The sequence below is a fragment of the Staphylococcus sp. Mo2-1 genome (assembly GCF_046721385.1).
GTDB lineage: Bacteria > Bacillota > Bacilli > Staphylococcales > Staphylococcaceae > Staphylococcus > Staphylococcus equorum_A.
The window spans coordinates 1,850,675-1,873,785 of sequence record NZ_JBEUUK010000001.1; the positions used below are offsets into that span (position 1 = coordinate 1,850,675).

At 31.7% G+C, this 23,111-nt stretch carries 17 protein-coding genes and 8 pseudogenes; 8 read left to right on the forward strand and 17 right to left on the reverse strand.

The genetic code is table 11. The features are described from left to right. Positions 1 to 90: 90 nt before the first annotated feature. The 6 genes and pseudogenes from ABLV95_RS09460 to ABLV95_RS09485 form a co-directional block, all read right to left on the reverse strand. Positions 91 to 607, reverse strand: a pseudogene (locus ABLV95_RS09460) (YceI family protein). 177 nt (positions 608 to 784) lie between these two features. Further along, positions 785 to 2,341: a zinc ABC transporter substrate-binding lipoprotein AdcA gene (gene adcA, locus ABLV95_RS09465; RefSeq protein ID WP_427706510.1), complete on the reverse strand. Its 1,557-nt coding sequence runs from the start codon at positions 2,339 to 2,341 to the stop codon at positions 785 to 787. A 158-nt stretch (positions 2,342 to 2,499) separates the two neighbouring features. Then, positions 2,500 to 3,108, reverse strand: coding sequence for a DsbA family protein (locus ABLV95_RS09470; protein ID WP_427706508.1), 609 nt, complete (start codon positions 3,106 to 3,108; stop codon positions 2,500 to 2,502). A 43-nt stretch (positions 3,109 to 3,151) separates the two neighbouring features. Further along, positions 3,152 to 3,520 carry a cystatin-like fold lipoprotein gene (locus ABLV95_RS09475; RefSeq protein ID WP_427706506.1) on the reverse strand — a complete coding sequence of 123 codons (369 nt, stop codon included), beginning with the start codon at positions 3,518 to 3,520 and terminating at the stop codon, positions 3,152 to 3,154. 190 nt (positions 3,521 to 3,710) lie between these two features. After that, positions 3,711 to 4,043 (reverse strand): ASCH domain-containing protein, encoded by a 333-nt coding sequence (locus tag ABLV95_RS09480; RefSeq protein WP_427706504.1) that lies wholly within the window; start codon positions 4,041 to 4,043, stop codon positions 3,711 to 3,713. Positions 4,044 to 4,162: 119 nt separating this feature from the next. After that, positions 4,163 to 5,609 (reverse strand): annotated as a pseudogene (locus ABLV95_RS09485) (MDR family MFS transporter). A 221-nt stretch (positions 5,610 to 5,830) separates the two neighbouring features. Between ABLV95_RS09485 and ABLV95_RS09490 the strand changes: the two are divergent. The 3 genes from ABLV95_RS09490 (at position 5,831) to ABLV95_RS09500 (ending at position 7,895) form a co-directional block, all read left to right on the forward strand. Further along, positions 5,831 to 5,935, forward strand: coding sequence for a putative metal homeostasis protein (locus ABLV95_RS09490; protein WP_002511503.1), 105 nt, complete (start codon positions 5,831 to 5,833; stop codon positions 5,933 to 5,935). A 491-nt stretch (positions 5,936 to 6,426) separates the two neighbouring features. Beyond that, positions 6,427 to 7,122, forward strand: coding sequence for an ABC transporter ATP-binding protein (locus ABLV95_RS09495; protein WP_460875463.1), 696 nt, complete (start codon positions 6,427 to 6,429; stop codon positions 7,120 to 7,122). Beyond that, on the forward strand, positions 7,122 to 7,895 hold the full coding sequence (locus ABLV95_RS09500; protein ID WP_069832925.1) for an ABC transporter permease: 774 nt from the start codon (positions 7,122 to 7,124) through the stop codon (positions 7,893 to 7,895). The genes ABLV95_RS09495 and ABLV95_RS09500 overlap by 1 nt, the downstream gene beginning before the upstream one ends. A 232-nt stretch (positions 7,896 to 8,127) precedes the next feature. Here ABLV95_RS09500 and ABLV95_RS09505 read toward each other — a convergent pair whose 3' ends face one another. Continuing rightward, entirely contained in the window at positions 8,128 to 8,814 is a 687-nt protein-coding gene (locus ABLV95_RS09505; protein WP_069817446.1) for a 2,3-diphosphoglycerate-dependent phosphoglycerate mutase, read from the reverse strand. A 378-nt stretch (positions 8,815 to 9,192) separates the two neighbouring features. Here ABLV95_RS09505 and ABLV95_RS09510 point away from each other — a divergent pair. After that, positions 9,193 to 9,571: pseudogene (locus ABLV95_RS09510) on the forward strand (hypothetical protein). Between the two features lie 296 nt (positions 9,572 to 9,867). Here the strand turns inward: ABLV95_RS09510 and ABLV95_RS09515 are convergent. The 3 genes and pseudogenes from ABLV95_RS09515 to ABLV95_RS09525 all read right to left on the reverse strand — a co-directional run bounded on the left by ABLV95_RS09515 (position 9,868) and on the right by ABLV95_RS09525 (position 12,969). Then, positions 9,868 to 11,457, reverse strand: a pseudogene (locus ABLV95_RS09515) (IS3 family transposase). Positions 11,458 to 11,539: 82 nt separating this feature from the next. Beyond that, a pseudogene (locus ABLV95_RS09520) lies at positions 11,540 to 12,394 on the reverse strand (cation diffusion facilitator family transporter); the annotation flags it as partial. A 194-nt stretch (positions 12,395 to 12,588) separates the two neighbouring features. Next, positions 12,589 to 12,969 (reverse strand): GtrA family protein, encoded by a 381-nt coding sequence (locus tag ABLV95_RS09525; RefSeq protein ID WP_069832923.1) that lies wholly within the window; start codon positions 12,967 to 12,969, stop codon positions 12,589 to 12,591. A 171-nt stretch (positions 12,970 to 13,140) separates the two neighbouring features. Here ABLV95_RS09525 and ABLV95_RS09530 point away from each other — a divergent pair, with 171 nt between their 5' ends. Next, positions 13,141 to 14,349: a multidrug effflux MFS transporter gene (locus tag ABLV95_RS09530; protein WP_460871961.1), complete on the forward strand. Its 1,209-nt coding sequence runs from the start codon at positions 13,141 to 13,143 to the stop codon at positions 14,347 to 14,349. 94 nt (positions 14,350 to 14,443) lie between these two features. Here ABLV95_RS09530 and ABLV95_RS09535 read toward each other — a convergent pair whose 3' ends face one another. Further along, on the reverse strand, positions 14,444 to 14,908 hold the full coding sequence (locus ABLV95_RS09535) for a GyrI-like domain-containing protein (protein WP_460871962.1): 465 nt from the start codon (positions 14,906 to 14,908) through the stop codon (positions 14,444 to 14,446). Positions 14,909 to 15,076: 168 nt separating this feature from the next. Between ABLV95_RS09535 and ABLV95_RS09540 the strand changes: the two are divergent. Then, positions 15,077 to 15,692: pseudogene (locus tag ABLV95_RS09540) on the forward strand (C39 family peptidase). Between the two features lie 70 nt (positions 15,693 to 15,762). Here the strand turns inward: ABLV95_RS09540 and ABLV95_RS09545 are convergent. Beyond that, on the reverse strand, positions 15,763 to 16,575 hold the full coding sequence (locus tag ABLV95_RS09545) for a metallophosphoesterase (RefSeq protein ID WP_460871963.1): 813 nt from the start codon (positions 16,573 to 16,575) through the stop codon (positions 15,763 to 15,765). A 235-nt stretch (positions 16,576 to 16,810) separates the two neighbouring features. Between ABLV95_RS09545 and ABLV95_RS09550 the strand changes: the two genes are divergently transcribed. Continuing rightward, positions 16,811 to 17,311 carry a GNAT family N-acetyltransferase gene (locus ABLV95_RS09550; protein ID WP_285324352.1) on the forward strand — a complete coding sequence of 167 codons (501 nt, stop codon included), beginning with the start codon at positions 16,811 to 16,813 and terminating at the stop codon, positions 17,309 to 17,311. A gap of 172 nt (positions 17,312 to 17,483) precedes the next feature. Here ABLV95_RS09550 and ABLV95_RS09555 read toward each other — a convergent pair. The 5 genes and pseudogenes from ABLV95_RS09555 to ABLV95_RS09575 all read right to left on the reverse strand — a co-directional run. Then, positions 17,484 to 18,022: pseudogene (locus tag ABLV95_RS09555) on the reverse strand (pyroglutamyl-peptidase I); the annotation flags it as partial. A gap of 50 nt (positions 18,023 to 18,072) precedes the next feature. Continuing rightward, positions 18,073 to 18,999 carry a DUF979 domain-containing protein gene (locus tag ABLV95_RS09560; protein WP_460875465.1) on the reverse strand — a complete coding sequence of 309 codons (927 nt, stop codon included), beginning with the start codon at positions 18,997 to 18,999 and terminating at the stop codon, positions 18,073 to 18,075. Continuing rightward, positions 18,992 to 19,697, reverse strand: a pseudogene (locus tag ABLV95_RS09565) (DUF969 domain-containing protein). Before ABLV95_RS09565 ends, ABLV95_RS09560 begins: the two are co-directional and overlap by 8 nt. Before the next feature lie 224 nt (positions 19,698 to 19,921). Beyond that, a complete protein-coding gene (locus tag ABLV95_RS09570) occupies positions 19,922 to 20,362 on the reverse strand; it encodes a DUF805 domain-containing protein (RefSeq protein ID WP_460871965.1) in 441 nt (146 codons plus the stop codon). A gap of 133 nt (positions 20,363 to 20,495) precedes the next feature. Next, a complete protein-coding gene (locus ABLV95_RS09575; RefSeq protein ID WP_285324356.1) occupies positions 20,496 to 22,109 on the reverse strand; it encodes a M20/M25/M40 family metallo-hydrolase in 1,614 nt (537 codons plus the stop codon). 264 nt (positions 22,110 to 22,373) lie between these two features. Here ABLV95_RS09575 and ABLV95_RS09580 point away from each other — a divergent pair, with 264 nt between their 5' ends. Next, positions 22,374 to 22,886: a DUF4242 domain-containing protein gene (locus tag ABLV95_RS09580; RefSeq protein ID WP_460871967.1), complete on the forward strand. Its 513-nt coding sequence runs from the start codon at positions 22,374 to 22,376 to the stop codon at positions 22,884 to 22,886. Positions 22,887 to 23,111 lie beyond the last annotated feature (225 nt).

Sequence of the window (23,111 nt, forward strand, 5' to 3'; positions counted from 1 at the left end):
TATATAAAAATAGCTACTAGATACCTATATTAGGTTATCTAGTAGCTATTTCTTTTAATAAGCGTTAAATCTTAAACATTTATTTTTATATTAGTCTTCTAAAGCGAATTCTAAACTTGTTTGGAATTTCACATCTTTACCAACCATTACGCCACCTGTTTCAAGTTTTTGGTTAAATGTCATTCCATATTTTTCACGATTGATTGTACCATTTACAATAAATCCTGCAGTTTGTGCACCATTTAATGGGTTTTTGCTTGTACCTTCATAAGAAGCATCAAATGTTTCTTCTTGAGTTACATCTTTAATTGTTAAATTACCAGTTACAGATTTTTCGTCTACTGAAGTAATTTCAAATTTAATATCTGGATAGTTTTCAGTATCAAAGAAATCTCCAGTACGTAAGTGACCATCACGGTCTGCTACGTTTGTATCAACCGATTCTGCTTTAATTACGGCTGTACCTTTAAGTGAACTTAAATCATTGATGTCACCTTCTAAGTTTACATCGAAATCTTTAAATTTACCTTTAACGTTAGAAATCATTAAGTGCTTAATTGAAAATTCTACTACTGAATGTGCTTGGGTCAAAATTAAATGTTGTCATAAAAAACATACCTCCAAAGTATTATTAGTTTTAGTTGATACATTTAGTATACCAGATATATTTATTATATCAAGTGAAAAGTCCGAACTTTTCATCTCCTTTAATTTCATTCCCTTAATTCACTTTTTTATTCATTTTAAATTTAAAAAGTAAATTAATTTACAGTAACTAGAATAGTTAATGCGCTAACATCTCTGCTTTAATTTCTTTACTATTTAATGCTTTAGGATAATATGTCGGCCAATTATCTAATTCTTTCATCACTTTTTCTTTATCATTACCTATAAAGATATGATAGTGATGTGCTTTCTTAGGTGCAATATTATGGTCACTAAATTGGACATACTTAGGTAAAGCTTTATCTTCATTACCTACTAATTTAAATGTATATCTTACGCCTCTGTTGCCTTTTTCATATTTCAAAATATCTTTACCATCATACTTATATTTACCTGTCGCTTTTTTACCGTTCTTTTCAAACGTAATTGAGTCGCTTGTGATATTGATATTATCTATATCTGTTTTATAACCCTTTTCGTAATATGCTTTATATTCTTTTGCTGTCATTGCATCATCTTCTTCAGCTTTATGCTTCATCACATCATCTAATGATCCATCTTTCAAATATGGATAAACTGATTGCCAATCACCTTTATAATCAGCTAATGGTCTATCTTTAACTTGATCATCCTTAAAGTAACCCTCTGAAATAGCTTTTTCATGTTTGCCTTGCTGTTTGTCATCGTTTACTTTGATATCGTTATTTAAAGCTTTATCAATATTTTCTATATTTTTATTCATAAGGGATTGGTAGGTTAAATCCTCATCCTGCTGTTGTTCTTTATTAAGTGATTCCATATTATAAAATTTTAATGGTTCAGCCTTTGTTTCTTTACGAATTGTATCTGTAACTTTATTTGAGACATTATCTTCATATAAAATATATTTTGCTCCTGAATTATTAATTTCGTTAACTACTTCTGTTAAAGCTTTTTGAGATGGGTCTTCTGCATTCATGTTTTGAACACCTTTTTGTACAAAACCATATCTTTCAGATAAATAACCTATTGATTCATGAGAAATAAACACAGCATTACCTTGTTTATCTTTCGTAACATCTTTCATTTTGTTATCTATTTTTTTTAGTTCTTTGTCTAGTTTTTTATAATTTTCTTCATAATCATTTTTGTGTTTTGGATCTTTTTTAATTAATTCATCTTTGATTTCTTTGGCGAAAGTTTGATTAAATTTAGGATCTAACCAAACATGCGGATCATATCCTCCATGATGATGTCCCTCGTGCTTATGTTCGTGCTCATGTGTATCTTCTTCGTCGTGGCTATGTTGATCTGTAAGTAACTGGGACTTGTCTAATTTATCTTCTAGCGATAATTTTTTATCATCCTCTTTTATCGTTGAAGCCACTTTTTTAGCAACAGGGTCTAGGTTGTCCCCTGTGTATAAAAACAAATCTGATTTACTCGCATTAATTATGTCTTTTTGAGTTGGTTCATAGCTATGTAAGTCTGTGCCTGCTGGATAAATTGATTCTACTGAAACATGTTCTCCTCCAATCTCTTTAGCAAATGATTTTAATGGAAAAACTGTTGTATTAATTTTTATTTTATCTTTGTCACCTTCACTTCCTGTTTCATTCGTATCAGCTTTGCCACATCCTGCTATGACAATTGCAAATGAAATGACCAAAGATATTATGTATAGTGTTTTTTTCATTCTACATCCTCCTTCAAATAGTAACGCTTACGATTTAAAATTATAAACTCCCTCCGAACAAAACGCAATACTAAATAATAATGATTACGATTTATTTTTGAGTAAAAGAAAAGCCTAAAGCACATTGTTATTACAATTTTGTACTTTAGACCATTTACTTACTTATTTTTTTCTATTAATTTTTTATAATTATCGTAATCATAAGGATCTTCTACTTTTTCTCCACCAATATAAACTGTAGGCGCTGTATCAATATTTTTGTCTTCAGCTTGTTTTTGGTCTTTCTTAGCCGCTTTCCATGATTTACTATCTTCAGTTTTATAATCTTTTTTAATTTTTTCTTTTTGGTTACTGTCGATACTTAATTTATCAATTTGTTTATCTACTAGTGATTCAGTTATCCATTCTTTTTCAGCATCGCCTTGCTGTTCAAACATTAATTTTTGAAAATCTAAATATTGTTTCGGTGCAATTTGTTGTACTGCATGCCCGGCTCTCGATCCAATAATTGAATCATCACCAAGAAAAGCCATATTCACAAATTGGTAATCTACTTTATCTTTGTCTATATAATCTTTTTTAAGTTTAGGCATAATATTACTTTCTACTTTTTTACAATAAGAACATTTAAAATCACCGTATTCTATAATTTTAATTTTCCCATTGGCACTTTGCTTGTCATCTTTATGTGCATCCTCATCACTTGAACAAGCAGTTATTAATAACATAGTAGCTATTAAACCTAAACATAGCCATAATTTTTTCATATGCTTTCCAAAACACCTCAATTTTAGATATCAGTAAATAAAATTATTCTTTAATATCCATATTTTCTTCTTTATAGTCAGGTTCATGTTTGTGTGTATATGCTTTCGAATTAAAATCTTTTAAATGTTTTGCTTTGTCGTCTTCAAATTTATAAGTATAATAATGTACCTCTTCGTCTTCTTTAAAAGGCTTATAAGCAAGCATGACATATTTACCTTTTTCATAAACGTATATATTCGCATTTTTTTTGTCGAATTTTTCTTCAAGATCACCTTTTTGTTTTTCAGATAAGTTTTCTTGATATGTTTGTTGTTTATTTACTGCTTTATCTATTTTATCAGCATACTTTCCACTACTACAGCCTGCTACAATAACCGTCGATATAGCGATCATGATCAATAATTTTTTCATTATTTGGCACACTCCTAAATCCAGTTTAACTACTCATGAATCACCTTTAAAATATACTTCTTCCATAAATATTATCATACAATGAATAACTTAAATGTTCTAGAGTGATTTTAAATTCATTCTTTTTAAATTTTTGATTTTTTACGAATAAAAATTCGGCTCGACAATTTATGCCAGGCCGAATTTATTCTTAATCTGTTAAGCGTATTTTAATTGCTAATGCACCATAATTTAATTCGTCAGTTTGCGAATATATTTGATATATGGCTGCTAATTTTTGAGAAAGCTGTTCTTCCTCTTTAGCACCAATTTCTTGATTTGTATATTGATTAACCAACGCTTGAAATGAAGGGAAATCCACTGTTTCTGTGACGACTACGTTGATTTGTTCATCCGTCTCGAGATTTGTGAAAATAATGGTATCTCCATTTTGTACTTCTTGCCTTTTTTCATCATTTAATCTTACTTCAATTGTTTTCGTCCCATTTTTAACTAAATGAAATGGTTCATTATTTAATTTCATCGAATGTTCTATGATACATACACTCCATTCTTGTATTTATGAGGTTATTTATGTTTAAAAATATCACAATTACAAATCTAATTACAGTGTTGTCTATAGTGCTTCGTACGATTAATCTATTATAATTCTTTTTGTTCTGCGCGTATTTTACGCTGACTTTTCAGCATAAACACACTGAGTAAACTGATAATAGAAATAATAACAGCAAACCAAAATGCTCCATGATAGCCACTTAATAAAGCTTCATGTTGTATTTGAGCTGCCATCTCTTGTTTTCCAATACCCTTATAATTACTCATATCAGGTGTGAAATTTTTAGAAACTTGAGTCATCACAGTAATTAAACCAGCTGTACCAATAGAAGCTGAAATTTGTTGTACTGTATTCGTCATTGATGAACCATGTGCATTCATCTCATGTGATAATTGATTCATTGTATGTGTCATTAATGGCATCAATCCTAGTGCAATACCTATCATACGAATTGCATATACCGTTGCAAGAATTGCTGATGAAGTATGTTCATCCATGATTACAAAGTAAGAAGTCGTTACTACCACAATGGACATACCAATTAATGCTAATATTTTAGCACCATACTTCTCATATAAAAATCCTGAAGCTACTGACATTATCCCCATTACAATAGCGCCAGGTAATAATATAAGCCCAGATTGAAGTGCTGAGTCTTTCATTATATTTTGAACGAACATTGGTAATATTGTTTCAGATCCAATCATTGATATCATTGTAAATGCCATAATTATAATACCTATAGCAAATTGACTGTTTTTGAATACTGAAAAGTCTAGTAATGGCGTTTTTAATTTTGTTTGGCGAACAATGAAAGTTATTACTAAGATCAATCCGCCTATTACAGTTGTTAAAACTACTGGGTCACTCCAACCATCACGTGAAATCGAACTTGTACCATAGAGTAAACCACCAAATCCTAGTATGGATAATATGATGGAGAATACGTCAACTGGCACTTTTTTATTCGTGCCCACGTTTTTCACAAACTTAAGTGCGCCGATGAATGTTAATGCTCGCGATTGGTGCAACAACAAAGAAAAGTGAACGCCAATCGAAGTATTCAACAAGTACACCCGATAACGTTGGCCCTATGGCTGGTGCTAAACCAATAACTAAACCAAATGTCCCCATATACTTACCACGTTCATGAGGTTCAAAGATGTCTAATATTGTAGTCATCATAAGTGGTAACATAATTCCAGATCCTAATGCTTGAACAATTCTTCCGCCTAAAAGAATTGAAAAGTTAGGGCTAAATCCTGCAATAATTGTACCTATAAAGAATATAAATATTGCTGTTAAAAATACTTTCCTAGTTGAAAATCGTTGAATCACCATTGCTGATAATGGGACAACTACCCCATTAGTCAATAGAAAGGCTGTTGTGAGCCATTGCACTTGTGTGTAATCTATTTGAAAATCTTTCATTATACTTGGTAATGCTGTTGTTAATAACGTTTCATTTAAAAGTCCGAAGAAACCGCCAAGCAACATCATTAATATCATTAATATTTTGGTTTTTTGATTCATATTTGTCTCCTGTTTTCTTATTAGTCTATCAACCATAAAATAGCTGCATTTATGCATTATACATATATTTCAACAACATCACATCAAATAAACTTAAAAACATTACAAATAGGAGAAATTATTTTTTAATGTAAAATTATCATCTTCAAATCGTAATAATTACTATTTACAAATTGTTTCTGATACTTCATAATACACATAGATAAAGGAGGTCATATTTTATGAAATTAGATGTACAAACAGCACGTCGTAACCTAAATAGCCCCAACATAAAAACACGAAAACGTGCGCGTAAGATCATTCAGCAACATAAGCGCAATAAATAATATATCTACTTAAATACTATAATTCAAAATTATAATGACAGCTTAAATTCCCTCCAGAATGATGTTTGTCAATTTCTATTAAATTATGCGGATTTTCTACATAAATTAAATTCCATATTACTAAGTGATAAAGATGCATAGGAGTGGGACAGAAATCTAATTTTTCTAATGACATTTCGTCGTATGAGCCCAGGCCCTACATAGCTGACTAGAAAATGGAATACAAGCGCTGAAACTCTTACATAAGAACTACTTGTCTTCATAAATGAAGTAGTAGTTCTTTAAAATCCAGATATGACTGTATTTTCAATTCAGTCAGCCACTGCCAATATAAAAATTGAGGCCGAGACATGTGACATGTCCCCGCCTTTTACTTTTTCTTCAAGATAGTTTGTATTCATAAAAATAATATAATTAAAGTATATTATTGCTCTTCCTTTTTTGGTAAAATAGTATTGCACACCAATAATTTTATTTGGAAGGAGAATTTTATGCAGCTTTTAACTTTAGAAAATATTAATAAAAGAATTAAGAAACAACAAATTTTAAAAGACATATCATTCACTCTTAAGCGGGGAGAAGTCGTAGGTTTAGTCGGTGCTAATGGAGCTGGGAAAACAACGTTAATGAAAGTTATTTTAGGGCTTTCTAATTATCAATCCGGTTCGCTTAAACTACATGGATCTATGAATAATAAGCATATCGGCGCTTTAATTGAAAACCCTGGAGTGTACCCTTTCCTTACCGGTTACGAAAACATGAACTTAATTAATGAAGATAAAGACAAAGAAAATATGGAACAAATTATAAAAATTTTAGAAATGACTCCGTTTATAAATAAAAAAGCAAAAGCATATTCTTTAGGAATGAAACAGAAATTAGGTATCGCACTTTCGCTTTTAAACCAACCTCAACTCGTTATTTTAGATGAGCCTATGAACGGATTAGATCCAAAAGCAGTGAGAAATGTGAGAGAAACTATTTTAAGACTCAAAGCACAAGGTGTTTCATTCCTCATATCAAGTCATATGTTAAGTGAACTCGTTAAAGTTACTGACTCGATTTTAATTATTGATAATGGGGCTATCGTTAAAGAAACAACAATGGAAGAACTCAATAATTCGAATGAAAGTGATTTGGAAAATGTATTGCTTAATATCATCGATCATAAGGAGGAGAGAAAATAATGGGAACATTGGTAAACCAAGAATTATATAAAATTTTCAAAAAGAAATCATCAATTATTATACCAATAATTATTTTTATTATCATGATTGGCTTAGCTATTTTAAGCAAAAACTATTCGAATGTAATTGAGTCGAAGTTGCTACTGGAACAAGGTTATAGTGGCTTTTCTTGGATTATCTTTTTAATGATAATTCAAGCGAGTACAATTATTACTATGGAATTCCATTACGGTACAATTAAAAATTTACTTTATAGAAATTACACAAGAACAAGTATTATTTTAAGTAAGTTTATTGCCTTGTTCATCTACTCTCTAATTGTATTTGTACTTTGTATTCTAATTAGTTTACTACTTAACCTTATATTTTTCTCTGACATCGATATTTTAAAACACTCAGGAGAACAATTATCTCCATTACAAAGTTTATTATTAACATCATTAGCAACTTATGTAGGTATGTGGCTCATTTTGAGTTTAACGTTGTTACTTTCTTGTATACTTAAAAGTCCGGGCGTCTCAATTGCTGTCGGTATTGTTTTCTATTTTGCTACTTCGATACTCGCCGGTATTTTATTTATGGCTATTGAGCAATGGGAATGGCTTAAATGGAACCCTATTAATATGTTGAATCTAAGTGTCCAAATTCTCGATAATGATATATACAAAAAAATGACAAAATTAGAATTACACGAATTATTTATTGGAAATATTGCATATATCGTAGTTTTCTTAATATTAGTAGTTTTAGTCTTTAGAAAAAAGAACGTTTAATTTTTAATCCTAAGATAAGTTATTAGAATCAGATACGCATGCATAAGACGTGTTCTAGATAAATAAGCAATCATAAAATTAAAATGTATCTTATATTTGAAATCATAATTTTTAAAAGTTTATAGAAATTTACCAAACAAGGTCAAAAACTTTATCGACAATATATAACAGCCCTGAATTCATAAAACTCAGGGCTGTTATATATTTTATCCAGTTTATTACTTATCTTTCATTATAAATAATATTTATCCGTCACTTTTAAATCATCTGTTAATTCATAAATAAGAGGTGCGCCTGTTTTTATTTCATAATTAACAATAGCTTCGTCAGATACATCCTCTAAATACTTAATTAGTGCGCGTAATGAATTACCATGAGCAGAAACTAACACTGTTTTACCATCTAATAACTGTTGAGAAATTTGATCATTCCAATATGGTATAACTCTGACCAAGGTATCTTTTAAACTTTCAGATTCTGGCATAACTCTTCTATCTATAAGTTCATATTTTCTATCATTTAAGTAACTATTTCTTTGTTCTTCATTTTGTTTTGGTGGTGGCGTATCATATGACCGTCTCCAAATATGAACTTGATCTTCACCAAATTCTTCTCGAGCATCATTTTTATTTAAACCTTGCAATCCGCCATAATGACGTTCATTTAATCTCCAAGATTTTATAATTGGTATAAATAACTGATCAGATTCATTTAACAAATGATATGTTGTTTTAATAGCTCTTTTTAACAGAGACGTATAAACAATATCAATTTCTAAACCTTTATCTTTTATTTTTTTACCAGAGGTGATTGCTTCATTTTTCCCCTGTTCAGATAAGTCTACATCTGCCCATCCTGTAAATAAGTTTTCAGCATTCCATAAGCTTTGCCCATGTCTACATAAAATTAATTTTGGCATAATATTTCCTTCTTTCCATTAAGTAAAATATGATTTTATGCGATATTTACAGGAATGTTACAGCAATAATACTGATTGTTTATAGTTGCAAAGCTGGCCACTCACCTATTCCCGCACTAACTATCGCATTTCTATATTAAAATTATAACAATTTACACTTTATTTTGAAATGATTGTATTCATTTATTCATAAAAGATACTTTCTTTTTATTTTTCTGTAACCTACTCATCATTTTTTGATGTTACAGTTATAAACGTTGAATTAAGAAAACAGTAAATAACTATTATTCATTAAATTTTTAAGTATTTAAATGTAAAAACATAACCTGTGATATTTAACTTTGTATACAGGTAAATCAATTAGGAGGATTTTAAAAAATGAAAAAATTATTATTAGCATCTTTCGCATCGATTACTATTGCGGCAACTGGTTTAGGAGTGAGTTCAAGCGTATCAACAGCAGACGCAACTGAGACGTCAACACAACAAACTACGCAAGCTAACAATGATGTATACAGTGAATTTATAGAAGCGAGGCGGTACTAAAGCACTATGGGATAATATTGTAATGCCTGAATCAAGTGGGGACCCTGAAGCAGTAAACGAATTGGGCTATAAAGGTTTAGGACAAACTAAAGAAGCTTGGGGCACTGGCACAGTTGAAGAACAAACTAAAGGTATGATTAACTATGCTGAGGACCGTTACGGTTCAATAGAAGCGACAATCGATTTCCGTCTAGCTAATGGTCGGTGGTAATTAATGCTACTATTCAAGCACTACGTGTAAGAATAGCTTGTTGTAAAATAACATAAAAAGGGACCTGAAATTACTTTCAGGTCCCTTTTTATGTTATTAACTCATGTATTTATCAAACAACTACAACTTTCACTAACTTTTTACTCGCATCTATAGCACAAGCCGAAGACTACTATATTAAGTCGCACCCTATGCAAGCGTGTTTGGAATTTATATATACGAAAAAATTGCAACAAAAACTGTCAACAATTGAACTGCACCCAGTCAAGTAGACAACTAAATAATTGAAATTTGTTTTAGGCTGACTTCATACCTTTAGGTATGCGGTCAGCCATTTTTAATGTAATTCGATCGTTATTAAAAAAGTTTATATATTCACTTATAACTTTTTTAGCTAATTTAACAGTTTCAAATGTGTAATTTTTATTTCCTTTATAAATCTCACTTTTAATAATGCCCCAAACACCTTCCATCGGCCCGTTATCTATACAGCGACTAACACGAGACATACTCTGTATCATTTTGTTTTCATCCAATATTTTCTTGAATCTGCTATTTGTGTATTGGAAGCCTCTATCACTGTGAAATACAATACCTTGGGTATTATCAACTTGGTTAATTGCCTTTCTAAGCGTGTTGAAAACATACTCATTATTATTAGTTGTATTCATTTCATAACTGATAATCTTCTTTGAACCTAAATCGTATATAGCACTTAAATAAACTTTTTGTCCTGTTTTGGTTTTGAATTCAGTAGTATCTGTCAGCCACTTGGTATTAGGACGTGATTCATTAAACTGACGATTTAAAATGTTTTCTGCAGTAACCGTAGGTTTGCTTTTAATGTACCTCTTTTTCTTCTTACGAATAGTAGCTTTTAAATTCATTTTATTCATCAATCTATAAATACGCTTATGATTAACTGTTTTTCCTAATTTGAGGCGAATGTATATGTAGATTCGACGATAACCATAAATCCCTTTATATTTATCGTATATTGTTTGAATAGTATCCATTAAATCTAAGTTTTCCTGTTCTAATTTGCTTACTGTTCGATGAAGCCATTTATAATAACCCGATCTGGAAACTCCTAATATTTCACATAATTTTAAGATTGGATATTTGTATTTTAATGCTTCTATCGTTTTGTACGATGCCTGTTGTCTGATTTTTGATTCATCAACTCTCTTTCTATAATTTCCTCCTTTTTTAATACTTCATTTTCCATTTGTAAATATTTATTACGCTCTTTCAAAGCTTTGATTTCAGCTTTCAACACTTCTTCATCCGTCATAATTGATTTAGGTTTATGCTTACCACGACTATCAATTAGACCATCACTACCATGTTCTTTGTATTTTTTTACCCAGTTATATAGTTGACCATAGGTCACATTGAATTTCTCGGAGGTCTGCCTTATAGTTCATTTCATTCGCGATATAATATTCAACAATTTCAATACGTTCATTTAAAGTTGTTTTTCTAGCCTTCATTGTATACACCTCGGATTTAGGGGAATATGTTTTGTTTTCTATACCCTCAGTATAACGTTTTATCCAAGATCTAACAGTACCCGAACTAGGAATATTATACTTATAAGCTAAGTCATAACTTGATAATTCAGTATTGAAATATTCCTCCACAACGTTTCTTTTGAAATGTTTAGAATAGGTATTATTTTTTAAAGATGGCATTATAGATTTAATACCATTGATTTTAAAATTGCTATATTTTTCATTTAACATTGATTTACTTAAATTTATATTCAGTTCTTTTATAACGCTTGAAGCACTTACACCATTTTCCATCATTCTAAAAGCTAAAAGAAAAGTTTCTGTATTTACTTTATAAGTTTTAGACATAAAAATTCCCTCCAAAGTTTTCATTTTTTAAATGTCTACTTTGGAGGGAGCATATCAATTGTCGACAGCTTGAATATGATTTAATTTCAATTATTGTATAGATGCTTGGTTCGGGATGTACATAAACTGAAGAAATACCCTTTTCATGCATATGTTGTTCTACTTTATCACAGATATGATGCGCATCTTCTAAAGATAAATCCGATTCAACGACAATAGTTACATCTACAAAGATACTACTGCCATGGTATCGACCTTTAATATTTTGCACATCAATCACATCTTCTATTTCTAAAACATAATTTTTGTAAGCTTCTAATTCTTGTTCATTAAACCCATCACTTAGTGTAAAGATTGATTCTTTAAATATTCTAAAACCAGTGTATATAATAAGTAAACCTAAAACCGTTGCGAGTACTGTATCAAGGATTGGCAAACCAAATTGTGTAAAAATTAAGCCTACAGCTGTTCCGATACTGACTAACGCATCTGATAAATTATCCTTTGCCGCTGAATTTAGCGAACTACTATTCGTACGTTCAGCTAATTTTTGATTAATGTAAAATACTATCAGCATTATGATGCCACTTATCACACTGACATATATTGTAATTACATTAGGTGCATGGTGATCCTTAGAAAAAATCTCAGGAACACTTTCTATCACAACTTGTATACCTACAAACATTATAATAAACGAAACGAGTAACGTTGAAATATTCTCTGATTTTAAGTGTCCATATGGATGGTTTTTATCTGCAGGTTTAATAGAAATTTTCAGTCCTATAATAACCGCTAACGAGACTACAATATCAGTCATATTGTTTAAACTATCTGCTCTAACTGCCGCTGAATCATACATAGAGCCAACAATAAATTTGGCAATTGAAAGAACGATATATACAATTAAACTTAAATAAGCGCCTTTTTGCGCTGTTTTCAAATTTTCATTTTGTGTCATGTCTGATGTCCACCTTAATTAATATAGAACATTTATTATGACCTATCCCAAGCATATTTACAACAATTTTTATTCAAAAATTATTTAATATAAATAGTAAAATTATTTTTTTAGCCTTTCCTAAATAAAGTTGTTAAATTGTACAAAAAGTAAAGTTATCACTGTTCTAACTTTATTTTTAAGTCCTTAAAAATTCAGTCTTTAAGTATATATTTTGATAAAACGAAAGTTATAGGTATCGTTATAATTAACCCTGCAAACGGTGCTATTACTGAAGAAATATGAAGCCACTGTACGAAAATATACAATAGCAATGTCTGCATGCCCATATTCACAACCTGCGTTAATGGAAATTGAATAAATTTACGCCATGTGGGTTTTACTTTATATACAAAATGGCAGTTTAAATAATATGAAATTATAAAACTAACCATAAACCCACTTACATGACTGACTAAGTAATTTAAATCTATTAATTTTAATAAGATAAGGTAGACGATGTAGTAATTTAATGTATTAATGCCACCAACAATGATGAACTTTATAATTTCATAGTGGGTTTTATTTAAATTCATGAACTTACTCCTTTGATTCATATTTATAATTATTTCGCACGTTCTATTTGTTTTTTTAGTATGTAAATTATCATTGCATTTCTAAATTCATATGGGATAATTACTTAGTTACAGAATAATTAAACTTGTATGTAATAATGCATTAGAGAGAAATTTAAAGGAGCACTTAACATGGACAAAACTTCAAATCGCCAACTACCGCTAATGGTTATTATTGTGTTGGGTATTATGACTACTTTTGGTCCTTTAACAATAGATATGTACGTTCCATCATTACCAAGTGTACAAAGTGATTTTAATACAACCGCTTCTCAAGCGCAACTTACACTGTCTTTGGCTATGATAGGACTTGCAATAGGACAATTTATCTTTGGACCTTTGTCAGATGCATATGGACGTAAAAAGATTGCGTTGATTATTATCATATTATATGCAATTGCTTCATTTATTGCAGTATTCGCAAACGCTATGTCTACCTTATTAACAATTCGTTTGATACAAGGTTTGACTGGTGGCGGAGCCATCGTCATAGCTAAGGCCTCTATAGGAGATTTACATAAAGGAAAAGCCTTAGCCAAAGGTCTAGCTTCACTTCTTGTCGTGAATGGGATTATTACTATTATCGCTCCACTGATCGGTGGTTATGCCTTAAGTGTCTCAAACTGGCAAGCTATTTTCTTTATTTTAACAATTGTTAGTATGATCATATTCTTTTTCGCCCTTTTCAAAATGGAAGAAACAAGAACAGCTGATCTTTCAAAACTTAACTTCGGCACCATTTTTAAAGACTTTGGTTATTTGTTGAAAAAACCAGCTTTTGTTATTCCTATGTTGCCGCAAGGACTGACATATGTGATGTTATTCAGCTTTTCATCTGCAGCCCCTTTTATTACACAAAAAATTTATGATATGACCCCCCAACAATTTAGTGTGCTATTTGCAATTAATGGTATCGGGTTAATTATCATGAGTCAGCTCACTGCTATTTTAGTTAGCTATATAAATCGTTATGTATTACTGATTGCACTAACAATGATACAAATTGCGGGCGTCGTATTAATTTGTATCACACTCATATTACACTTACCGACCTGGGTTTTAGTCATCGCATTCTTCTTAAATGTTTGCCCAGTAACAGGGATTGGCCCGCTAAGCTTTACATTAGCGATGGAATCACGTACAGGCGGAAGTGGCAACGCCTCTAGTTTACTCGGTCTTTTCCAATTTATTCTAGGTGGTGTGATATCACCCTTAGTTGGTTTACAAGGCGGATATAGTGTCATGCCATATTTAACGATTTTAGTTATTACTACGGTGCTAATTATTTCATTAGAACTTGGCTTAAAATTCACTACCAGAAGAAGTGTATTGAACAAATAGTCTATATAAAACAGGTGGGACACCAGTCCTATTATTAAAGGGAGCTTCCAAATTTTTTGGAGGCTCCCTTTAATTTTGTGTTACTATGATTTATCTAAACGATAGGAAGCCATATTTCTGTAATATATTCTTCTGATCTTATGGGCCCTTCTTTATACAACTCAAAAAATGGCGCATCGCGAAATTCGTAATCTAATGTAGGTAAAATATGTCTATTTATCTTTTCCATACCCTTTTTAATAGACTCAGGTACTGGCCCTTTAGCATCAAAGACAATGTATCTACCCTCAGATAATTCTGTTCGCCGCCATTGCGCTTCATCCGTATCATTGGTAACACCAATGAGGCAATGGACTTCACCATTAGCATGAGGTTTATAAACAGCCAATAGCCCTTGCAATTGATTATTACCTAGTGGCATTAATTCCTGTTTCTTCCCTTTATCATCAAAATCCATCCAGAAATTAAATATATCTTCTTGCGCTTTTTGACCAGTCGTATACTCCTTTTTGACACCTAAAACTGAAGTCCGTGATAGCGTCTCTAATCTGTATTCCATACACATCCACCCCTTTTTGTTATTATAACCAAAATGCATATGCGATTTCTATCGTGAACTATTATATAGATATAAAGGCATCTTAATATGCATCTTCAAATAATGGTTATATAATAAAATAAATTTCAAAACAAGTCCCTTTTTACAAATTAAGTAAGGAGCCATAGCATGAGTCGAAAAATTTTATCTGTAAAACCAATTAGTCAGCTTTTTCCTATTCCAATGATTATGGGATGTGAAGGCGTATCCGCTGCCATGATACTACAATTTAATGCACACGCTATTCCAGCCTACTCAAATTATGAAACATTGGCCTAGACATGCAAATAATCCTCATAAAGGTTATGTGGGTAATTATCTATGGATTAAATGGGGTCATCATCAAACAATATTCCCGACTGCTTTAGTTCCGTATTTAAAACAATACGATGCACATATCAATGACAGTACTGGGCAATCTTTAAATGCGCTATGTAGCATAATCGATCAAGGCCAACCAGTGGTGATTTATCACACTGTGCTAGGACAGCGTCCTGCGAAACGTACATTTAAATTAGATAACCATCCAACTCAGTTAGTGTCCAACATTCATGTAACTGTACTCATTGGTTATGACGAACATTATTATTATTATATTGATCCACTATGGTCGCATTTAGGTAAAATAATACTTGTTCCCGCAATCATACCGAATAAATTTCAAATTATTAAAATTAAAAAAGCTAAATTAGAACAAAGTTATAATGCACCTGGCCGCATGAGTTTTTATATTCACCCATCATAATGTTGTAGAAATAAAAATGGGGCGAAGTAGAAATCTAATTTGATTTCATGTTCTCGCCCCTACAAGGTTACTAAAAAATTGAAATACTATATAATGCATGATTGATTTCTTGTTCTATATCAGGTGAACGCCATTCTCTTTGATAACCTAAACATGGACAAATGTATGTGACACCGTGTTCTTCAAATGCATTTCTAAAATGGACATGCCCCATGATGCTATAGCGAATATCATATTGTTGGTATAAAGTATCAAAATCTGATGTTCCTATAAACGCATTAAAATAATCAAATATACGATGTGGCATTGGAACTGCAAATTTCGGGTGCGTTACGATATGTGTCATAAGTATCACTTTTTTGTGTTTAACTTTTTCAATATCCTTTGCCGTTTGTTTGGTCGCAATGCGAGATAGTTTTCTATCTTCCATAGGCCAATCAATTTTCACTTTATCTTGCCATGTTGCACCGTAATATTTTCTACGAGCAATTCGCTCTATTGAAAATTTAGGATCCGCGTACGTATAATCATACCAACCTGTGTTACCGACAATGGCCCACTCATCATTGATGTCATAAGGTTTACCAATTAAGCACGTCTCCATCGACATATAAAAATCTAAAATCTCGGATGATGTAGCACCTGTATCTGTTGCCCAAAAATCATGGTTGCCCGGAATAAATAACACTTTTATTTGCGTCGTACTTTCAATGCGCTCAATAAATTGTTGCGTTAAGTTATAATTATTAGAGATATCCCCTGCAATAAGCAACAATTCTATGTCACGCTGATTTATCACTTTAATTAATACTTGTTGATAGTCTTCAGGTGTCAGTGTCTTATGTCTATCTACGTGCAAATCTGAAATCATACCTATTTTCATCTTTATCACATTCCTCTATTTCATAACACTATCATTATTACATATTCTCATATAGTTCATTAAGTAATCCGCACATTTTTGAATTGTGCTAACTAATAAAATAAATATTAACCGATAATATAACACCATCCCGTAATATATTTATTTTACATTACTATTAAAAGTGTAAACATTTCTTTTTAAAAATAAATGATGCTATAATAATATCAATTTAGTATATAAAGGAGGACATTCTATGGAGTTTACGATTAGAGCCTTGTCCGAAAAAGATAAGCACGGTAAAGCGATGGTCCATTATGAAAGCTGGCTAGAAACATACAATGACATAGCTAAGAATGATTACTTAGAAAATCTTGATAAAGAACAATTTATCAAGCAGTCCTCCTTGCATGATGTACCCACATTAGTCGCTATTGTAAATAATGAAATTGTAGGTTTTATTTCCTATGGCAAGTCACAAACATCGGTTGCTTCAGATGATTGGAGTGAAATTTTCTCATCATATCTATTAGAAGATTATCAACACCATATGATTGGTTTTGCGCTAACTCAACGTGCATTAGAATTGTCTTACCCAGATAACGTAATGCTGTGGGTCGTTGAAGAAAATGATAATGCCATCCATTTCTATGAACAGATCGGTTTCAAACGAACATCTGAGAAAAAACCTACCTATCTCGGTAAAACATATAACGAAATAAGAATGAATTTCACAAGAACAGAACACGATCATTAATACCATCATAAAAAATAAGAGGCTGGGACATAGCACATGTCTCAGTCTCTTTTTTTATAGTGTACATCTTTTAATGTGTTTCTCCTAATACCACTTTGATATCTTTGTCTGATTCAATGACAGCTTCAAGCGCGGCTTTTAAACCTTTAGCAATCGTTTGAATAGACATCGATGGCTTTTCTGGCTTATCTGTAACTTGTTCAGGTATAAATGGCACATGGATAAAACCAAATTTAATATTTGGAAACTGCGTTGCCTGTATGTAACCAAGTTGATATAAAATATGATTACATACAAATGTGCCGGCAGTATTTGATAAGCGTGCGGTACACCTTGTGATTTTATTGCCTCTGTCATACGTTTAACCGGTAAATTAGAAAAATAAGCAGATGCTCCAGTTGTTTGAATCGCTTCATCAATTGGCTGATTCCCTTCATTATCTGGAATACGCGCATCATCTATATTAATTCCAACTCGTTCTGGAGTTAATTCAAACCTGCCCCCTGCCTGTCCAATAGCTAAAACAATATCATATTCCTTCTGTCTTAATTGTTCTACAACGACCTCTTTACTTTTATGAAAAACAGTAGGTATTTCTAATTTATCTATCTTATGACCTTCAATTTCATCTGGCAAAAGTTTGACAGCTTCTAGAGCAGGATTAATTCTTTCTCCACCAAAAGGGTCAAATCCCGTTACTAATATATTCATCGTCTAATAGCCTCCTTTTTTTAATTGATTAACTCTACAGTAATCATGATTTAAAAAGCCCAAAAATACATTAAACCAATGTGTACAAAAATTAATAGAAACGCGATAGGTGCTTGTGCTTTAATAACACCAAATTCATCTTTCATTTCTAATAATGCTACTGGCAATGTATTAAAGTTTGCTGCCATAGGCGTTAACAACGTTCCACAAAATCCACCTGTAATTGCTAAAGCACCAGCTATAACAGGGTCTCCACCTTGCGCTATAACAAATGGAATACCAATACTTGCTGTGATAACAGTAAAGGCCGCAAAAGCGTTGCCCATTAGCATCGTAAATAATACCATGCCTAATATATATGCTGCAGCACCTAATAAATGATTGCCTTCTGGTAAGAATGAAGATATCCCTTTAGAAATAACATCTCCAACACCACTCACAGTAAATAGCACACCTAAAGCTGCTAAAAACTGAGGTAATATACCTACAGTGCCAATCTGTTGTGTTAATCTGTCGCTATCATAGAGCACATATTTGCCATTAGGTTTAATTACAACATAAGCTGCTATTAAACCTAAAACAGAGGATATACCTAAACCAATTGCCCCACCTAAGGGCGTCCAATTTGATACTGCAATGGCGGCCACAGCTAGTATAATAGCTGGAACAAATAATTTATTACCATATTTTTTTGCACCTTTATCCCCTGTTCCTTCATCGACATCAATGATATTTTTGATTGTTACTTGTTTAAATAATGTTAATCCACCCATTACTAAAATAAATATACCGTTTATTACATTTGGTATATAAGGCCCTATGATAAAAGTCGTCGCTAGCAAAATCCAAAATAGTGCTGTTCCATACTTTTTCTGATGTGACGAAGCTTTTAATACACGATACGCTGTATAAAGTAATTGTAAACCTATCAATATGTAAAAGAGCTCTAAAATATTATTCAATGTGTTTTCAGTCATTTTTATTCACCTGCTTCGTGCCATACTTTTTATCTAAATACTTATCAAACCTTATATTATTAATCCATACGATAATGAAAACGATAATTGCAATTGGTAATGATGCTAACACAAGATCTATTGCATCTACTTTAATGTCTAATGACTGAAACGTGCCAACCATAAGTAACACACCTGCTGCACCAACAAATAAATTTTGTCCAAAGAAATTACCATAATTTTCCATTGCAGACGCTTGTGCTTTTATCTTCTCGATATCCGTTGCATCGACCTCTTCATCTTTTAAGTTATAACGTGTTTTTAATGCACCTTGTACCATTGGATTAATAAGTGGTCTGACAAATTGTGGATGTCCCCCTATACGAATCGACGCCACACCCGCTAGTTCTCTAATCACTAAATAAATTGTCAGCAATCGTCCACTCGTTACACGCTTTACCTTTCCTATTAAATTAGATGCTTGTTTTTTCAATCCAAATCTTTCAATTAATCCAACCATCGGTAAAGTTAAAATGAACAACGTCACCTGACCTATTATCAACAAATGCCTCCCCTAATGTATCTAGAATTGCATATAAATCTAATCCTGATACAATTCCAGTAACCACTGCGGCGATTAAAATTACTGCAATCGTGTCGATTTTAAAGACAAATCCTAATATGATAATTAAAATACCAATTAATTTTAACCATTCCATAAAATCCCTCCTTTTTACTATAGTATAAATTTATTATTCCTAAATACAATGAATTTTCAGAAAAATTATATTGATAACTCACTTTTACTAAAATCTACAAAAAAAGAGTGGAACAAGAAATCAAATTGTGATTTCTTATTTCCACCCTTACAAGGCTAACTAGAAAAAGTTTTACTTCATAAATAAATGTTATTCACTTTAATATTGACTATCAAAAACCAATTTTATAACCATTTCAATTCTGACTCAGGAACGTCACGTGAAGGCAATAGTGTCTCAACAATCAATATAATCGTACAAATTATTGATACAACATTTAAGATCATTGCAACGCTATTGATTTGTATAATATCAAATAAGATATTAACGACTATCGATAAAATAATTAAAATGAGTGCAGTAATCCTTTTTCTACCCGCATCATAAAATCTTCTTAATGTTACTGAAACCATAGGTACCATGATTGCTAAAGCAAATATACCAATAAGTGCAGATAAAATTGTTGCGACAATAAAAACGCCCGCTAAAAAGCTAATTGCGCCGATTAACGCTACGATAAAGATGCCAATGATATGAACCAATACTGGTGTCCAGAACTCTAGTCTATCTGATTTCCCTTTAAAGTCAGCATACCTCTTCCAAAAACTTTTATACGCCTCTATCATATTGTTACCACTCCATTTTCTTCTTATGGAAATACCTGTGCAATGAATATATTCACTAATATATCGCACTAACCTATACACTAACAAGCCATAGAATATAAAAATTTATTTAAGAAAATATTACAAGTTATTCTTATTCTTTTGCTGACTCAATATAAGAATTAATAATTTGTTCTAAAACAACAGGTAATTCTTCAAATGCACTCTTTTTATGCAAACGTTCACTGACTTTATGCGCGTCTTTACCTATGGGTCCACATAATAATATCGGCGCGCTAATAGTTTTTATTGCTTCAAATGGTAGTTGATATGTTTTATTAAAATTAGGCGTATTTTTTTCATAAGCAACAATTTGTTCCATATCTCCATCAAAGTTCAAATAACTACTATCACTAATACCATTAAAATAGTGAATACGTTCACTTTGACGTTGAAATTGATCGCGCAACGTTCGATGCACTAATTTGACCGTTGATTCAATACGCTTATCGTAAGACGAATTAACTGCAGGATAATATGGTGTTGCAAAAAATGTCACTACTGCCGGTGCAATATCTTTACAGGTTTGCATTAACGTATCAACAACATTGACACTTTGTAAATGTAACTCATCTGTTTCTTGAATTGCCTTATCAATTTGCTTAGTTATATAGGCCACTCCATGTTGTTTAATGGCATATTGCTTTAATTGATCATAAGTTAGCACATTAATTTTCGTATCAAATTGTCTCTCTTGCTCTTCTAATATGGAGAGCCAATCACTTTCACAGCGTTCTGTAGCGTGTACCACTGAATCGATAAATTGTCTAAACACATCATCAGGCTTATTTTTAAAAAGAAAAACATTAAATAATCCTATTGTTCTGAATGGTGTTTGGACATCGTATGCCAATTTATTATCTCTTGTATGCAGTGATACTGGAACTGGCGTCGCTTCATTTTCAAAAACTTCTTTAAATACATTGTTGTATTCAATCGCTTGAGTAATATAACTCATCATGAAGTTAGAACTCAAACCATCTAATGGGTTACCTACATGCGTTTCTTTGCCATAACATAATACGCCAGGCATAATTTTTCCAATTGACCCTGAATATATATAATGCTTTTCATCCGCACCAGCTTGTTGAAAAGTAGGTTCACTATTTAAATGAAGTTGTATATCCAATTGATATTGTTGCTTTAACTGAGCGATTGCTTCTACTGCTTTACGCATCCCTGAAGAATTGACCTCTTCATCGGGTACTGTAACTAAAATTAAATTAATGTCCCATGCTTCAACACTGGCTAATTCAATTAATGAAAGATGCAACATTAGCCCTGCTTTCATATCCATTGTTCCTCGCCCAAATAAATAGGAGTCATTCTTTAAGTCTTCAATTGCTTCTGCATTTAAATAATCATGATTTTGAGAAAAGAATGACTTTAATTCATCTGGATTAAACGCGTTGGACTGAAAATTCCCATAATCCTCTACACCTACAGTGTCATAATGACTTATTAACACAATTGTTTTTGCTGATGTGTCCGCTTGATAAAATGCAACGACAGCTTCCTTATCATCTTCAGTTTGTGTCATTTGAATATGTTTTTTATGTTTTTGAAAATATGTAAGTTGTAACAATTGTTGCTTGATGAAGTTTGGAAATGTTAGCTCACCTTCAGAATTCGTCACGGTTTGATGATTCACTAATCTCTTTAATAAATTTAATCGATTTTCGTATGATTGCCATAGCAATTTTGTCACTTTATCCCCTCTATTTGTAAGCGTTTTCTCAAGTATAATATGTATTGAAATTCAATAGCAATAGATTTAATTAAAAAATAAATATTTTAACACTTTAACTCTTTCTCAATCGCTACGCAGTTAGCATTGATACTTCTTAACTCTAATATTCTATAAATTAATTAACAGTTTTCTGAAAATTAAAATTACATTCTATTATATCCTTGTAATCTGATAGGGATTGTTGTATTATTCACTTATTATCAATCTTGGAGGTTAATATTTATGACATTATATTTACTAGAAGCAAATGATTTAGCATTTGCATCAAATAAAAGCGAATTAGAAAAGAAAGCAACTGATTTAACAACGGGCGAAGTGCCAACACTTATCGAAGTACAGGCGACAGAAGACCTTACACACGGATACTTTATCGTTGAAGCTAATGATGATACTGAAGCGAAACAATTTTTAGAAGATGCTTCAATTAATATCAACCTTGTTAAAGAAGTACGTTTAGTTGGTAAAGAATTAGAAGACGTAAAAAAAGGTGATGCTCATGTAGATTACCTCGTAACTTGGAATATTCCAGAAGGCGTTTCTATGGATCAATATTTAGCACGTAAAAAGAAAAACTCAGTACATTATGAAGAAGTACCTGAAGTACAATTCCAACGTACTTACGTATGTGAAGATATGTCAAAATGTATCTGTTTATACGATGCACCGGATGAAGATGCTGTTCGCCGCGCACGTAAAGCTGTAGATACACCTATCGATGATATCGAGAAAATATAAAGAACTACTTTCTCAATGAAATTGAGATTAGTAGTTCTTATGCAATTGCTTTAGCAATTGTAATCCTTAATTCTAAAAGTGATTTTTAGTCATTAGTTTTTCTTAATGCAATAGCTAAAGCTATTGTAATCCTTAATTTTGCTTCTCAATGAAATTGAGATTAGTAGTTCTTATGCAATAGCTTAGCTATTGTAATCCTTAATTCTGCTTCTCAATGAAATTGAG